The following is a 15183-nucleotide window of genomic DNA, read 5'->3' as shown; positions in this document are numbered from 1 at the left end:
TATTGGTGGGGCGTGCAGGATTCGAACCTGCGACCAATTGATTAAAAGTCAACTGCTCTACCAACTGAGCTAACGCCCCACTTTTCTCGCCGCTTTCGGGCTGTTTGATATCCCTTGGCAACGGCGGCATATATTACTGATTTCAGATTTTAGCGCAACAAAAATTTCGATGTAAATAACTCAACTGCTTAGGAATCACACGACGCGACCAGAAATAACGCGATTTCTGGTCGCATGGTGTGCATTACATCGCGCCAAGGCGTTTTTGCGCTTGTTTAGCGCCATCAGTGCCAGGATATTTAGTGATAACCTGCTGATAAACTGCTTTAGCTTTTGCTGTGTCACCTTTGTCCTGCATGATGACGCCAACTTTATACATTGCGTCTGCAGCCTTTGGTGATTTCGGGAAGTTTTTAACTACCGAAGCAAAATAGAACGCCGCATCATCTTTTTTACCCTTGTTGTAATTCAACTGACCCAGCCAGTAATTTGCATTGGGCAGGTAAGTCGAATCCGGATATTTTTTGATGAAGTTCTGAAATGCCACAATCGCGTCATCCTGGCGGGATTTATCCTGCACCAGAGCAATTGCTGCATTGTAATCGGTATTAGCATCGCCAGTTTGCGCGGGCACACCTGACGCTGCGGTAGCACCTGCATCAGGCGCAGGGGTTGCTGCCCCGCTCTGATCGCTATCCACAGACTGCGCTGCCGACGCACTACCGCTGCCAAGATTATTCATCTGCAACAAAATCTGCTTCTGGCGCTCAACAACCTGATTCAGTTGATACTGACTTTCCTGAATTTGACCACGCAGGGAATCAATATCGGACTGATTATCGGAGAGTTGTTGCTGGAGTTGGGTTAAAAGCTGACTGTGAGCGTTAGAAATACGCTCGAGTTGAGTGACACGGTCTTCGACCGAGCCTGAGCCGACACTACTGATTGGCGCCTGAGCAAAAGCGGCCCAGGGGGCCGCTATGCCAACCAGTAACGACAGACTCAACAGGTGATGTCTGAAGTTACTGCTCATGCAATTCTCTTAGTAAACCAGTACGGCACGACGGTTTTTGGAGTAAGCCGCTTCGTCATGACCCAGTACTGCAGGTTTTTCTTTACCGTAAGAAACGATGGAGATCTGGTCAGCAGAAACGCCTTTACCCTGCAGGTACATCTTAACGGCGTTAGCACGACGTTCACCCAGGGAGATGTTGTACTCAGGAGTACCACGTTCGTCCGCATGACCTTCTACGGTGACTTTGTAAGACGGGTTGCTACGCAGGAAGTTAGCGTGCGCATCCAGCATTGCAGCGAAGTCAGAACGGATATCGTACTTATCCAGATCGAAGTAAACGATGTTGTTCTGCTGCAGCTGTTGCATCTGCAGACGCGCTTGCTCTTCGGAGGACATGTTGCCGCTGCCGTTTGCATCCATACCAGTGCCGGCACCCAGCATGCCTTCGCTGCCGTCATTGCTGGCGTTCTTGTTAGAAGAACATGCCGCAATTGCCATAACAGGCAGAGCGATCATCAGCCCTTTCAGCACTTTGTTCAGTTGCATTTCAATGATTCCTTTATTAATCAATTATTTATTATCACAGATACGGCGACCAGGCAGGGAATTTAACCTGTCCATCGGTTGCCGGAAGACGCGCCTTGAAACGCCCATCTGTAGAAACCAAATTCAGCACGGATCCCATCCCCTGAGAAGAGCTGTAGATTACCATAGTGCCGTTAGGTGCCAGACTTGGCGTTTCATCCAGGAACGTTGACGACAGAACTTGTACGCCACCCGCTACCAGATCTTGTTTGGCAATGTGTTGCTGCCCACTATTTGAGCTTACCATTACCATAAACTTACCGTCACTGCTTACATCAGCATCCTGGTTTTGCGAACCTTCCCAGGTAATACGCTGCGGAGCACCGCCGTTAACGTTAACTTTATACACTTGCGGACGACCTGCCTGGTCAGAGGTAAAGGCCAGGTTTTGGCTATCTGGGAACCAGGTCGGTTCGGTGTTATTGCTACGACCATCAGTCACCTGACGGATTTGGCCTGAGCCAATATCCATCACATACAGGTTCAGGCTACCCGTTTTAGACAGAGCAAACGCCAGTTTGCTGCCATCCGGAGAGAATGCCGGAGCACCGTTGTGACGCGGGAACGAAGCCACCTGACGAACCGCACCGTTAGACAGCGTCTGGATAACCAGCGCAGAACGTCCGCTTTCAAAGGTTACATAAGCCAGTTTAGAACCGTCCGGAGACCATGCCGGCGACATCAAAGGCTGCGGAGAACGGTGAACAACGAACTGGTTGTAACCATCGTAGTCAGAAACACGTAATTCGTACGGGAACTGGCCGCCGTTGGTCTGAACGACATAAGCAATACGGGTACGGAACGCGCCCTTAATGCCGGTCAGTTTTTCAAACACTTCATCACTAGCAGTATGGCCCGCGTAACGCAGCCACTGCTTGTTCACTTTATACGTGTTCTGCGCCAGTACGGTACCCGGTGCGCCGCCAGTGTCTACCAGTTGATAAGCAACACTGTAGGAACCGTCCGGATTAGGCGTAACCTGACCCACAACCACAGCATCAATACCCAGCGCAGACCATGCAGCCGGCTGAACTTCTGCCGCAGTGCCCGGCTGCTGTGGCAGACGAGACCTGTCTAACGGGTTAAATTTACCGCTGTTACGCAGGTCTGCACCTACGATACCACCGATATCTTCGGGAGCAGCGCCCGGCCCAGCCCACTGGAACGGGACTACACCAATCGGGCGCGCCGAGTCCACCCCTTGGGTGATCTCGATACGTACTTCTGCATGCAGCACCGCTGCCCACAGCATCAGAAAACCAAATGCTACTCGTAATGCCTGCTTCATCATATCTCCCTTATCTGGACGGAAAGCCCACGATAATTTAGCAGAATGTTAACAAACTCAAATACACAAAACTACCAGAACTCTGTCTCAACCTTAGACCGTTTTCCCCGAAATCTCGGGGAAATGATTACAGTTTAAAGTCCAGTTTGGCATCTTTTACTTTTTCATAAACAGCCTGGCTAGGCGGTTTAGGAATTCTGGCTGTTTTTGCAGCCGTCAACGCAGCCTGACATAATGCTGGATCGCCACCTTCTTCGGTCACATCCAATAACAGTCCATCTGGTGCCAGCTTGATATGCAACACACAAGATTTGCCTGCATACAAATCAGCACCATACAGACGGCTCTGAATCGCATTACGAATTTGAGATGCGTAAGCACTGATATCAGCACCTGATGCGCCACCGTTTGCACCACTTGTACCACTATCTTTCGCTGGCTGACCGTTTCCTTTCGCTCCACCGCCCGATTTCGGCGCATTCTTACCGGAGCTTAAGTCACCTAACAAGTCGTCAACACCAGAGGCTGCGGCGGCTTTCTCTGCTGCAGCTTTTTTAGCGGCAGCCGCTTTATCTGCGGCGGCTTTTTTATCAGCAGCCGCTTTTTCGGCAGCAGCTTTCTTGTCTGCTGCAGCTTTTTCCGCAGCCGCTTTCTTATCGGCAGCGGCCTTTTCAGCGGCAGCAGCTTTTGCAGCAGCGGCTTTTTCTGCTGCAGCGGCAGCTTTCTCAGCAGCAGCCTTCTCGGCTGCAGCTTGCTTAGCGGCCTCAGCCTGTGCTTTCTTCGCAGCTTCAGCGGCGGCTTTAGCAGCCTGCGCCTCAGCGACTTTCTTGGCATCTGCAGCTGCTTTTGCAGCGGCTTCAGCCTCGGCTTTCTTCTGTGCGTCAGCAGCCGCTTTCTTCGCGGCTTCAGCGGCTTGTTTCGCCTGAGCATCAGCTTTGGCCTTCGCATCCGCAGCAGCCTTCGCTGCAGCTTCTTCAGCCTGTTTCTGTTGTTCTTGCGCTTTCGCAGCCGCGGCTTCCGCCTGCTTTTGCTGTTCCGTCTGCTCGCGTACTTTTTCCTGCGCGGCTAAACGTTCTTTCTCCAGCTGCTTCAGTCGCTCTTGCTCTGCCGCCTGCTTCTCACGAAGCTCTTCGGCTTGCTGCTGCGCCTGTTTTTCACGCTGTTCTTCTGCACGTTTCGCACTTGCCTGCTGTTGCTGCTGGCGATCGTACTGTTGGACAACGGCGCCAGGATCGACCATAACGGCGTCAATGGACGAACCGCCACCACCGCCGGCTGAAGCATCAATGTGCTCATCGAACGAACTCCAGATCAGTACTGCAAATAAAATAACATGCAGCACCGCTGAAATAATTATCGCCCGTTTGAGCTTGTCGTTTTGTTCGGTTGCCTTTGACACTCTCGGTTCCCAAAAACTGTTCGCCTGTTACGCGCTATCTTTCAAGCCAGGAATACGCAGACATCAGATTGGCTGCGTCATCAAGCCAACAGATTTCACGCCCGCACTGTGTAACAAGTTCAGCGCTTTAATTATTTCATCATAAGGCACGTCTTTCGCACCACCGATTAAAAAGACCGTTTTCGGATTGGCCTGCAGGCGGCTTTTCGCTTCTGCGATAACCTGCTCTGGCGGCAGTTGATCCATACGATCTTTTTCAACTACCACGCTGTATTGCCCAATACCGGAAACTTCAATAATGACCGGCGGCTCGTCGTTGCTGCTGACGGCTTGCGATTCAGTCGCGTCCGGCAGATCGACTTCCACACTCTGGGTAATGATCGGCGCTGTTGCCATAAAGATCAGCAGCAGCACCAGCAATACGTCGAGCAGCGGTACAATATTGATTTCGGACTTGAGTTCGCGACGACCTCGTCCACGCGTTCTGGCCATGGCTTACCCCTTGTTGCTCTCGCTAACGGTAAACGCCTGGCGGTGCAGAATCGCGGTGAACTCTTCCATAAAGTTGTCGTAATTCTGTTCCAGCTTGTTTACGCGCTGATTCAGACGGTTATAAGCCATAACCGCCGGGATTGCCGCAAACAGGCCGATAGCTGTTGCAATCAACGCTTCCGCGATACCCGGAGCGACCATTTGCAGGGTTGCCTGTTTTACAGCACCGAGTGCGATAAATGCGTGCATGATCCCCCAAACCGTACCGAACAGACCGATATATGGGCTGATAGAGCCCACGGTTCCCAGGAACGGAATATGCGTTTCCAGCGTTTCGAGCTCACGGTTCATGGAGATACGCATCGCACGGGACGCCCCCTCAACAACCGCTTCCGGCGCATGATTATTTGCCCGGTGCAAACGAGCAAATTCTTTGAACCCGCTGTAGAAAATTTGTTCCGATCCCGCCAAATTATCACGACGTCCCTGGCTTTCCTGATACAGGCGCGACAATTCAATACCAGACCAAAACTTGTCTTCAAACGCTTCCGCTTCACGCGAAGCGGCATTAAGAATACGGGTTCGCTGGATAATAATGGCCCAGGATGCGATTGAGAAACCAATCAAAATCAACATGATAAGTTTAACCAGAAGGCTTGCCTTCAGGAACAAATCAAGGATATTCATGTCAGTCACTGCTTAAACTCCGCGACAATAGACTTGGGAAGCGCACGAGGCTTCATCTTGAGTGGATCAACGCAAACAATCAGAACTTCGGCTTCATTCAGCACGGTGTTCTCTGCGTTGACAATGCGTTGCGTGAAAACCAATGAGGTGCCACGCATTGACGTAATTTCGGTTTGGACTTCGAGCATATCGTCAAGCCGGGCAGGCGCAAAATACTCCAGGGTCATCTTGCGCACCACAAAGGCTACACGTTCGGCCAGCAGTACCTGCTGACTGAAGTGATGATGACGCAGCATCTCTGTGCGTGCTCTTTCATAAAAAGCGACATAACTGGCGTGGTAAACCACCCCACCGGCATCGGTGTCTTCGTAGTAGACACGAACCGGCCATCGAAATATATACTTATTCATTCCTGCTACCTCTTTGGCTTTGTCCACTGCCCCCGGGCACTTACTTCTGTAAGCGTCTGGAGATTCCTGACCTTGCCGTCTCGATGCTTCAAGAATGCTGTTGTATATAGCGTTGTATTCACTTTACATCCCGGTAATGCAACAAAAGTTAGTACTTTTAACCGGTGCTACTATACGCGCGGGAATGATGCTTTGGAATGGGGGAAAGTAAACGGAGAGTAAAAAATTATGGGCTTATGCAAGCCCATAAATATTTAAGGATGTTTCTTATTCAAAAGAAGAAGAAAATCAGACCAGCAACAAGCACGATATCCGCTATCAGCGGGCAGAAGATGCCCTGCCAGTGAACTGCACGAGGACGAAATCCAACGCCGTGGATTACGCCAGTACAAACCGCCCACATCAACAAAAATCCATGCCAGATTTCCAGCTCACTGGTTTTTGCCGCGAAGCGTGTGGGATCCCAGAATATGCAGCCAGCCAACACGATTGCCAGCACAAAGGAAAGCGCCCGCAAGGGGCGCTTATCCATTACCGCATAAATATACTTTATCATCCTTTAAGCTGCCTCTTTGTTGGCTGCACCTGCTCACCCCAGTCACTTACTGATGTAAGCTCCTGGGGTTTCGCAGCCTTGCCGCCGCGATGCACCTAAAACGATGTTGTATATTGCATCGCGATAATGTTGATCATTAACTTTCTTCTTGTCCGGCCTTGCCTGCTTCAACGTGCTCAAGCGCCAGCGCTGTGATTATCCCAAATGCACAGGCAAGAAGCGTTCCCAAAATCCATGCGAAATACCACATTTTTAGCTCCTTACTTAGTACAGAGAGTGGGTGTTGCTTTCAATATCTTCTTTGGTGATGCGACCGAACATCTTCCAGTAACACCAGCTGGTGTACAGCAGAATGATTGGTACAAACACCGCCGCAACCCAGGTCATCAGGTTCAATGTTCTCTGGCTGGAGGTAGCATCCCACATGGTCAGGCTCGCGTTCATCATGGTGCTGGATGGCATTACAAACGGGAACATTGCAATACCAGCAGTCAGGATGATGCAGGCCAGGGTCAGTGAAGAGAAGACAAACGCCCAGGCCCCTTTCTCCATACGAGAAGTCAGGATGGTCAACAGTGGCAGAACCACACCCAGAGCCGGAACCAGCCACAGGATTGGTGCATTGTTAAAATTCACCATCCAGGCACCCGCAACACGCGCCACTTCTTTAGTCATCGGGTTAGAAGCGGCATGGTGATCCAGTGCAGAAGTCACAACATAACCGTCAATACCGTAGATCACCCAGACACCAGCCAGAGCGAAGCAGACCAGAGTGACCAGCGCAGCAACCTGAGAAGTCGTACGTGCACGCAGGTGAAGTTCGCCTACGGTACGCATCTGCAGATAGGTCGCGCCCTGGGTGATGATCATCCCAACACTCACGATACCTGCCAGCAGACCAAACGGATTCAGCAACTGGAAGAAGTTACCGGTGTAGTACAAACGCATGTACTCATCCATGTGGAACGGAACCCCTTGCAGCAGGTTACCGAATGCCACACCAATCACCAGAGGCGGAACAAAGCTACCGATGAAGATGCCCCAGTCCCACATGTTGCGCCAGCGCATATCTTCAATCTTCGAGCGGTAATCGAAACCGACCGGACGGAAGAACAATGCCGCCAGTACAAGGATCATCGCCACATAGAAACCGGAGAACGCAGCGGCATAAACCATCGGCCAGGCAGCGAACAATGCGCCACCAGCGGTGATCAACCAAACCTGGTTACCGTCCCAGTGCGGGGCGATGGAGTTAATCATAATTCGACGCTCGGTATCATTACGACCGAGGAAACGGGTGAGCATGCCCACCCCCATGTCGAAACCATCGGTGACCGCAAAACCAATCAGCAGAATGCCAACCAGCAGCCACCAGATAAAACGCAATACTTCATAATCGATCATTTGACGACTCCTGTCTTAGCGTGCCGGCTGAGAAGTCACAGTGGACTGCTCGTAGTGATAACGACCGGTTTTCAGGCTGCTCGGACCACGGCGTGCGAACTTGAACATCAGGTACAGTTCAGCCACCAGGAACAGGGTATACAGGCCGCAAATCAACAGCATCGAGAAGATGAGGTCGCCAGCAGTCAGCGAAGAGTTCGCCACGGCTGTCGGTAACACTTCACCAATCGCCCACGGTTGACGGCCGTACTCTGCCACAAACCAACCGGACTCAATGGCAATCCACGGTAATGGAATCGCATACAGCGCCGTGCGCAGCAGCCATTTTTTCTCACCGATACGGTTACGGATTACGGTCCAGAAGGATACAGCGATAATCGCCAGCATCAGGATGCCGCACGCCACCATGATACGGAACGCGAAGTACAGCGGAGCAACACGAGGAATGGAATCTTTCGTTGCCTGCTGAATTTGCGCTTCGGTCGCATCGGTAACTTTATCGGTATAGCGTTTCAGCAGCAGACCATATCCCAGATCTTTCTTCATGCTGTTGAACTGGTCGCGAACGGCCTGATCGGTGGAGCCAGCACGCAGTTCTTCCAGCAGCTGATACGCTTTCATCCCGTTACGGATACGCTCTTCATGCTGCACCATCAGATCTTTCAGACCAATGACGGGTGTATCAACAGAACGGGTGGCAATGATGCCCAGCGCATAAGGAATTTGGATAGCGAAATGGTTCTCCTGCGCATCCTGGTCCGGGATACCGAACAGCGTAAAGGATGCAGGGGCAGGCTGAGTTTCCCATTCAGCTTCAATTGCGGCAAGTTTGGTTTTCTGCACGTCACCCATTTCGTAACCGGATTCATCACCCAGAACGATAACAGAGAGAATGGCAGCCATACCGAAGCTGGCAGCGATAGCAAAGGAGCGCTTAGCAAACGCGAAGTCACGACCGCGCAGCATATAGTAGGAGCTGATCCCCAGAACGAACATCGCGCCACAAACATAACCAGAAGCCACGGTGTGTACAAATTTCACCTGTGCAACCGGGTTAAGCACCAGTTCGGAGAAGCTCAGCATCTCCATGCGCATGGTTTCAAAGTTGAAATCTGCTGCAATTGGGTTCTGCATCCAGCCGTTCGCAACCAGAATCCACAGTGCGGACAGGTTAGAACCCAAAGCCACCAGCCAGGTGACGCACATATGCTGGACTTTACCCAGACGGTCCCAGCCGAAGAAGAACAGACCTACAAAGGTGGATTCGAGGAAGAAGGCCATCAAGCCTTCGATCGCCAGTGGCGCACCGAAGATATCCCCTACATAGTGGGAATAATAAGACCAGTTAGTCCCGAACTGGAACTCCATGGTAAGACCGGTAGCCACACCCAGAGCAAAGTTGATACCAAACAACTTACCCCAGAACTTGGTCATATCTTTATAAATCTGTTTGCCGGAAAGGACGTAGACCGTTTCCATGATGGCCAACAAAAACGCCATACCCAGCGTTAGTGGCACAAACAGGAAGTGGTACATCGCGGTCAAGGCAAACTGTAAGCGCGACAGTTCGACTATATCTAACATCATGACTCCTTGCTCATCGCATGAAGACTCCGAGAGTGAACCCCGTTAGAAAGGGTCACACGCATGCCCCAATACAAATTTATTTGCTTCCATCCGCCGTTGCTCTTTCTTCTCATTTGAAGAAAAGGCAATGCCGAAAAGTTACAAACATGTTAATAAAACACTCAAATTGATCCCGCAATTATATTACGCCGTAAAATCCTTACAATAAACAGGTTTTTATCGAGGTAAATTTGCATTTTTCGATAGTGATCAATTTATAGCTAATTTATCACTTCCAGACCAATTTGATCCGCAGCAATTTAACCTCATTTTGTAGTGTTTACCAAGTTTTAAACATTGATTTAAATCAATTTTCAATTTTAATGTTAACAATGTTTACCACGAGAGTAACTAGTAAACATCATGTTAACGATTTGTTTTTCAATGAGTAATTGCCGTTACTACAAATGATAGATTATTTATTTAAATCTACACGATCTTTTAACCAGCTCAGACGGCAAAATGCGGTAGCAGATAAAGAGTAACTATTGTTAGGTAGCTCACAGATTTTTTTTAGCAAGTCGTGGAATTTTAAATTTATACAAATTATTCATTTTAATTTTACTTATAATTAACACCCAAATGTAACTATCTCAGCTGGAAGAGAAACTCACTGCATTCTCAACCTCAATGAAGATACCTCCCCTTCTCAAATGCCATGCTTTCCTGTCCGAATCATCACCGCAAGTTATCACTCCCTCCCCTTTTGCGCATATGGTCCAAAGATTAAATATGTTCTGAACAATCTATTATCATTTTTATCTTAAATTTAACAAATAATATTTTTGACATATAAGATCAATAAATAAAAAACCGTTAGGTTGTTCACAAGTTATTTAGTAAGCATAAGTTTTTAAATTATTTAAAACGACACTTAAAAAAGGCTCGCAACAAAATAAGATTTCGATCACAAACATAGCAAGTCATTTATTAGCGAATTCGCAAACAAATTAAGAAAACCTCAAAAAACAAAACACAATATATTGTTTTTAAAGCCATTTATTAAAAATGAAATATAACAATCATTTTATGAAGGTTATTTTGAAAATAGATCAATTGCTTCCTTTTTCGCTTACACAGACACTCCAATCCTATTAAGAGGTTGCCACAATCCATGCTTTAAATATTAAAAAATAATTTTTACTTATTGACCATCAGCCCTACAGAGGATTACCCATGAAGAAATCTACACTTGTTATTGGCGTCATCGGTGCTGACTGCCATGCAGTAGGCAATAAAGTTCTGGATCGCGTTTTTACTGCTCATGATTTTCACGTAATCAACCTTGGGGTGATGGTGAGTCAGGATGAATATATTGATGCTGCGATTGAAACCGGTGCCGACGCCATCGTGGTGTCATCCATCTACGGTCACGGTGATATCGACTGCCTCGGTTTACGTGAGCGCTGCATCGAACGCGGCCTCGGCGACATTCTGCTCTATGTCGGCGGCAACCTGGTCGTAGGTAAGCATGACTTCGCCGAAGTGGAAATGAAGTTTAAAGAGATGGGCTTTAACCGCGTCTTCGCACCAAGTCACGATCTCGAAGATGTCTGTGCGCTTATCACCAATGATATCCATCAACATAATGGCCTCGAACAGCGTTGCCTTGAAGAGGCCATCTGATGCAAACAGTTTCTGTCGATATCGGCTCGACATGGACCAAGGCAGCCCTCTTCGCGCATGAAGGAGAGGAATTAACCCTGGTAAACCATGTCCTGACCCCAACCACCACACATCATCTGGCAGACGGTTTTTTTGCCAGCCTGAATCAGGTGCTGAATGTTGCCGATGCTCGCCCGTTACTGAAAAGTGGTGAAGTGCAGTTGAAATACTCCTCGTCTGCCAAAGGTGGGCTCGCCGTTGCAGCAATGGGGCTGGTGCCTTCCATTACGCTGGAATCGGCGAAAGTTACCGCTCATTCGGCAGGAGCAAAAATCGCGCAATATTATTCATACAAGCTGAACCGCCATGACATTCGGGAGCTGGAGTCATCACCGCCAGACATCCTGTTGTTTACCGGCGGCACGGATGGTGGTGAAGAAAGCTACGGCCTGGCTAATGCGCATGCGCTGGCAGAGTCCACGCTTGACTGCGCCATTATTTACGCCGGAAACCGGGACATTCAGGACGATATACAAACGATTCTGGGGCATAAGGATCTGACCACGGTAGATAACATTCTGCCGGATCTCGATCACCCGAACCCGTTTGCCGCTCGTCAGGCTATCTGTGATGTGTTCTTGTCTCGCATCGTTAAAGGCAAAGGTCTGGACGTCATCGTTGGAGAAACCGGCGAAGAACCCATGCCGACGCCGTGGACAGTGTATGAACTGGTAAAAGCGATTAGCGATTACGACAGTGCATGGAAAGAATTCATGCTGATTGATATGGGCGGCGCCACTACAGACGTCTATTCAGCCAGCGCGAATATCCTCTCTCCCGACACCGTCCTGCATGGTGTTCCTGAACCTTTCGTCAAACGTACCGTTGAAGGCGATTTGGGAATGCGCGTTTCCGCCGTCGTGGTCGGAGAAAGCACGCAGGATATGGTGAAAGTTATCTTTGCCCAGCAGCCACAACGTGAGGAAGCATTTTATCGCTACCTGCGTCATCTGGTTGGGCATCCGGATTACCTGCCACTCAGCGAGGAGGAGAAATATTTCGACACTCTGCTGGCAGGTTTGTGCGTGGGCTATGCCACTGAGCGCCACGCGGGCACTAAAAAGCAGGTTTGTACCTGCGTAGGTAACGTGGATTTACAGATGGGTCGCGATCTCACCACCGTACGCAAAGTTGTCGGTTCAGGTGGATGGCTCTCGCGCGCCAGCCAGTTCGATATTCATAACTGGCTCAAATACCGGGAGCTGGACGACCAGGGTAAAAGAATTTTGTTACCTAATCAGTTTGAGTATTACCGCGATTCAAATGGCCTGCTCCCGCTACTGGCAAACGTCGCCAGGCTGTACCCGCAAGCCGCAGCTCGCACCAGCATTCAGTGTTTAACCCTATAACAATTAAGGCAGCTACGAATGGAACTTCGAAATAAAAAATTGACCCATGACGAATTCATGACCGAAAGGCATCAGGTGCTGCAAACCTGGGAAACCGGCAAAGACGTTGAGAACTTCGAAGATGGCGTGAAATACCAGCAAGCAATTCCAGATAAAAAACGCTTCTCCCTCGCGCTATTGAAGGCCGATCAGGAAGGTAAAACCCTGAGCCAGCCACGTGCAGGTGTTGCATTAATGGATGAGCACATTGAGTTGCTCAAAACCTTGCAGGAAGAGTGCGACCTTCTGCCAAGTACCATCGATGCCTATACCCGTCTGAATCGTTATGAAGAAGCTGCCGTCGGGATCCAGAAATCCATCGAAGCAGGAACCTCCAAGCTTAATGGTTTACCGGTGGTCAATCACGGGGTTGCTGCCTGCCGCCGTATGACTGAATCGCTGGAAAAACCTATCCAGGTTCGCCACGGTACCCCGGATGCACGCTTGCTGGCAGAGATCGCGATGGCCAGTGGCTTTACCAGCTACGAAGGCGGTGGTATCTCCTACAACATCCCTTATGCCAAACGTGTCACCCTGGAAAAATCCATCCGTGACTGGCAGTACTGCGACCGTCTGATGGGGCTGTACGAAGAAAACGGCATTCGTATTAACCGCGAGCCGTTTGGCCCATTGACCGGCACCCTGATCCCGCCGTTTATGTCTCACTCGGTCGCGATTATCGAAGGTCTGCTGGCGCTGGAACAAGGAGTGAAATCCATTACCGTCGGTTACGGCCAGGTGGGTAGCCTGACTCAGGATATCGCGGCGATTCAGGCTCTGCGTGAACTGTCCCACGAATACTTCCAGAATTATGGCTTCGATGATTACGAGTTGAGCACCGTATTCCACCAGTGGATGGGCGGTTTCCCGGAAGATGAAGCAAAAGCGTTCTCCGTTATCGCCTGGGGTGCTGCGGTTGCAGGTATGTCCGGTGCAACTAAAGTCATCACCAAAAGCCCGCATGAAGCGTTCGGTATCCCAACTGCTGCGGCTAATGCCCAGGGACTTAAAGCTTCACGCCAGATGCTCAACATGGTCAGCGACCAGAAATTCCCGCAATGCGCAGCTGTAGAGCAGGAAGTCGATCTGATTAAGAGCGAAGTTCGCGCGGTACTGAAAAGAGTATTCGAGCTGGGTAATGGCGACATTGCACGCGGCACCGTACTGGCTTTTGAAGCCGGTGTGCTGGATGTACCTTTCGCCCCTGCCGCCTGTAACGCCGGCAAAATCCTGCCAGTTCGTGATAACACTGGCGCAATTCGTATTCTCGAAGCCGGTGCGGTTCCGCTGCCGAAAGATATTCTCGCCCTGCACCACGACTACGTCGCAGAGCGCGCACATTTTGAAGGTCGTAAACCTTCTTTCCAGATGGTCATTGATGACATCAACGCCGTATCCCACAGTAAATTAATAGGAAGACCATAATGAAAATTAAACAGGCCCTTTTCACCGCTGGCTACTCCTCATTTTATTTTGACGATCAGCAAGCTATTAAAGACGGAGCTGGTCACGATGGGTTTATCTATACCGGCTCTCCGGTGACGCCTGGGTTTACCTCTGTTCGTCAGGCGGGTGAATGCGTTTCAGTGCAGTTGATTCTGGAAAACGGCGCGGTGGCCGTTGGTGATTGCGCGGCCGTACAGTACTCCGGTGCAGGCGGTCGTGACCCACTGTTCCTGGCTGAGAACTTCATTCCTTTCCTGAACGATCACATCAAACCGCTGCTGGAAGGTCGTGACGTAGATTCGTTCTTACCGAACGCCCGTTTCTTTGACCAACTGCGTATTGACGGTCATCTGTTGCATACCGCTGTACGTTACGGTTTGTCTCAGGCGTTGCTTGATGCCGCAGCACTGGCCACAGGACGCCTGAAAACAGAAGTTGTTTGCGATGAATGGCAGTTGCCATGTGTACCGGAAGCAATTCCATTATTTGGTCAAAGCGGTGATGACCGTTATATCGCCGTCGACAAAATGATCCTCAAAGGCGTGGACGTACTGCCGCATGCGCTGATCAACAACGTAGAAGAGAAGCTGGGCTTTAAAGGCGAAAAACTGCGTGAGTATGTGCGTTGGTTGTCTAACCGCATCTTAAGCCTGCGTACCAGCGATCGTTATCACCCAACGCTGCATATTGATGTGTACGGCACTATCGGTCTGATTTTTGATATGGACCCGGTTCGTTGCGCCGAATACATCGCCAGCCTGGAAGCAGAAGCACAGGGTCTGCCGCTGTACATTGAAGGTCCGGTTGATGCAGGTAACAAGCCGGATCAAATCCGCATGCTGACCGCAATCACCAAAGAACTGACCCGTCTGGGATCCGGCGTGAAAATCGTTGCTGATGAATGGTGTAACACCTATCAGGATATCGTGGACTTCACTGATGCTGGCAGCTGCCACATGGTGCAGATCAAAACTCCGGATCTCGGTGGCATTCATAACATTGTTGATGCCGTGCTCTACTGTAACAAACACGCAATGGAAGCCTACCAGGGCGGAACCTGTAACGAAACCGAGATCAGTGCTCGCACCTGCGTACATGTCGCGCTGGCTGCGCGTCCAATGCGCATGCTGATCAAACCGGGTATGGGCTTCGATGAAGGTCTCAACATCGTGTTTAACGAAATGAACCGCACCATCGCGTTGTTGCAGACTAAGGATTAAGA

At 50.0% G+C, this 15183-nt stretch carries 15 protein-coding genes and 1 tRNA gene; 4 read left to right on the top strand and 12 right to left on the bottom strand.

Features of this window, described 5'->3' with window-relative positions; translation table 11 throughout:
• Nucleotides 1-3: 3 nt before the first annotated feature.
• From OGX98_RS01465 to cydA, 12 genes are all read right to left on the bottom strand, one after another.
• Nucleotides 4-79, bottom strand: a tRNA-Lys gene (locus tag OGX98_RS01465).
• 165 nt (nucleotides 80-244) lie between these two features.
• A complete protein-coding gene (gene cpoB, locus OGX98_RS01460) occupies nucleotides 245-1033 on the bottom strand; it encodes a cell division protein CpoB (protein ID WP_286594723.1) in 789 nt (262 codons plus the stop codon).
• Between the two features lie 9 nt (nucleotides 1034-1042).
• A complete protein-coding gene (gene pal / locus OGX98_RS01455) occupies nucleotides 1043-1561 on the bottom strand; it encodes a peptidoglycan-associated lipoprotein Pal (RefSeq protein WP_006685431.1) in 519 nt (172 codons plus the stop codon).
• A gap of 34 nt (nucleotides 1562-1595) precedes the next feature.
• Nucleotides 1596-2888, bottom strand: a complete 1293-nt coding sequence (gene tolB / locus OGX98_RS01450) for a Tol-Pal system beta propeller repeat protein TolB (RefSeq protein WP_045441120.1) — start codon at nucleotides 2886-2888, stop codon at nucleotides 1596-1598.
• A 127-nt stretch (nucleotides 2889-3015) separates the two neighbouring features.
• Entirely contained in the window at nucleotides 3016-4287 is a 1272-nt protein-coding gene (gene tolA / locus OGX98_RS01445; protein WP_048221834.1) for a cell envelope integrity protein TolA, read from the bottom strand.
• A 63-nt stretch (nucleotides 4288-4350) separates the two neighbouring features.
• Complete coding sequence (tolR, locus tag OGX98_RS01440) at nucleotides 4351-4779, bottom strand: colicin uptake protein TolR (protein WP_045441118.1); 429 nt, start codon at nucleotides 4777-4779, stop codon at nucleotides 4351-4353.
• A gap of 3 nt (nucleotides 4780-4782) precedes the next feature.
• Nucleotides 4783-5475, bottom strand: a complete 693-nt coding sequence (gene tolQ, locus OGX98_RS01435; protein WP_136345302.1) for a Tol-Pal system protein TolQ — start codon at nucleotides 5473-5475, stop codon at nucleotides 4783-4785.
• Nucleotides 5472-5876, bottom strand: a complete 405-nt coding sequence (ybgC, locus tag OGX98_RS01430) for a tol-pal system-associated acyl-CoA thioesterase (protein ID WP_045441116.1) — start codon at nucleotides 5874-5876, stop codon at nucleotides 5472-5474. Before ybgC ends, tolQ begins: the two co-directional genes overlap by 4 nt.
• A 271-nt stretch (nucleotides 5877-6147) precedes the next feature.
• Entirely contained in the window at nucleotides 6148-6432 is a 285-nt protein-coding gene (gene ybgE / locus OGX98_RS01425) for a cyd operon protein YbgE (protein WP_045441115.1), read from the bottom strand.
• 136 nt (nucleotides 6433-6568) lie between these two features.
• On the bottom strand, nucleotides 6569-6682 hold the full coding sequence (gene cydX / locus OGX98_RS01420) for a cytochrome bd-I oxidase subunit CydX (RefSeq protein WP_071828905.1): 114 nt from the start codon (nucleotides 6680-6682) through the stop codon (nucleotides 6569-6571).
• 14 nt (nucleotides 6683-6696) lie between these two features.
• A complete protein-coding gene (gene cydB / locus OGX98_RS01415) occupies nucleotides 6697-7836 on the bottom strand; it encodes a cytochrome d ubiquinol oxidase subunit II (RefSeq protein ID WP_045441114.1) in 1140 nt (379 codons plus the stop codon).
• 15 nt (nucleotides 7837-7851) lie between these two features.
• On the bottom strand, nucleotides 7852-9420 hold the full coding sequence (gene cydA, locus OGX98_RS01410; RefSeq protein ID WP_045441113.1) for a cytochrome ubiquinol oxidase subunit I: 1569 nt from the start codon (nucleotides 9418-9420) through the stop codon (nucleotides 7852-7854).
• Nucleotides 9421-10638: 1218 nt separating this feature from the next.
• Between cydA and glmS the strand changes: the two genes are divergently transcribed.
• From glmS to OGX98_RS01390, 4 genes are read left to right on the top strand one after another with little or no spacing between them, the layout of a single operon-like run.
• Nucleotides 10639-11088 carry a methylaspartate mutase subunit S gene (glmS, locus tag OGX98_RS01405; RefSeq protein ID WP_045441112.1) on the top strand — a complete coding sequence of 150 codons (450 nt, stop codon included), beginning with the start codon at nucleotides 10639-10641 and terminating at the stop codon, nucleotides 11086-11088.
• Nucleotides 11088-12476 carry a methylaspartate mutase accessory protein GlmL gene (gene glmL, locus OGX98_RS01400; RefSeq protein ID WP_045441111.1) on the top strand — a complete coding sequence of 463 codons (1389 nt, stop codon included), beginning with the start codon at nucleotides 11088-11090 and terminating at the stop codon, nucleotides 12474-12476. The genes glmS and glmL overlap by 1 nt, the downstream gene beginning before the upstream one ends.
• Before the next feature lie 18 nt (nucleotides 12477-12494).
• On the top strand, nucleotides 12495-13940 hold the full coding sequence (locus OGX98_RS01395) for a methylaspartate mutase subunit E (RefSeq protein ID WP_045441110.1): 1446 nt from the start codon (nucleotides 12495-12497) through the stop codon (nucleotides 13938-13940).
• Nucleotides 13940-15181, top strand: coding sequence for a methylaspartate ammonia-lyase (locus OGX98_RS01390; protein WP_045441109.1), 1242 nt, complete (start codon nucleotides 13940-13942; stop codon nucleotides 15179-15181). Before OGX98_RS01395 ends, OGX98_RS01390 begins: the two co-directional genes overlap by 1 nt.
• Nucleotides 15182-15183 lie beyond the last annotated feature (2 nt).

Origin of the sequence: Citrobacter sp. Cm046, assembly GCF_030333065.1 — a bacterium.
Classification (GTDB): Bacteria; Pseudomonadota; Gammaproteobacteria; order Enterobacterales; family Enterobacteriaceae; genus Citrobacter; species Citrobacter murliniae.
The sequence above is the reverse complement of the archived record's forward strand: the minus strand, read 5'-3'. Positions and strand labels throughout refer to the sequence as shown.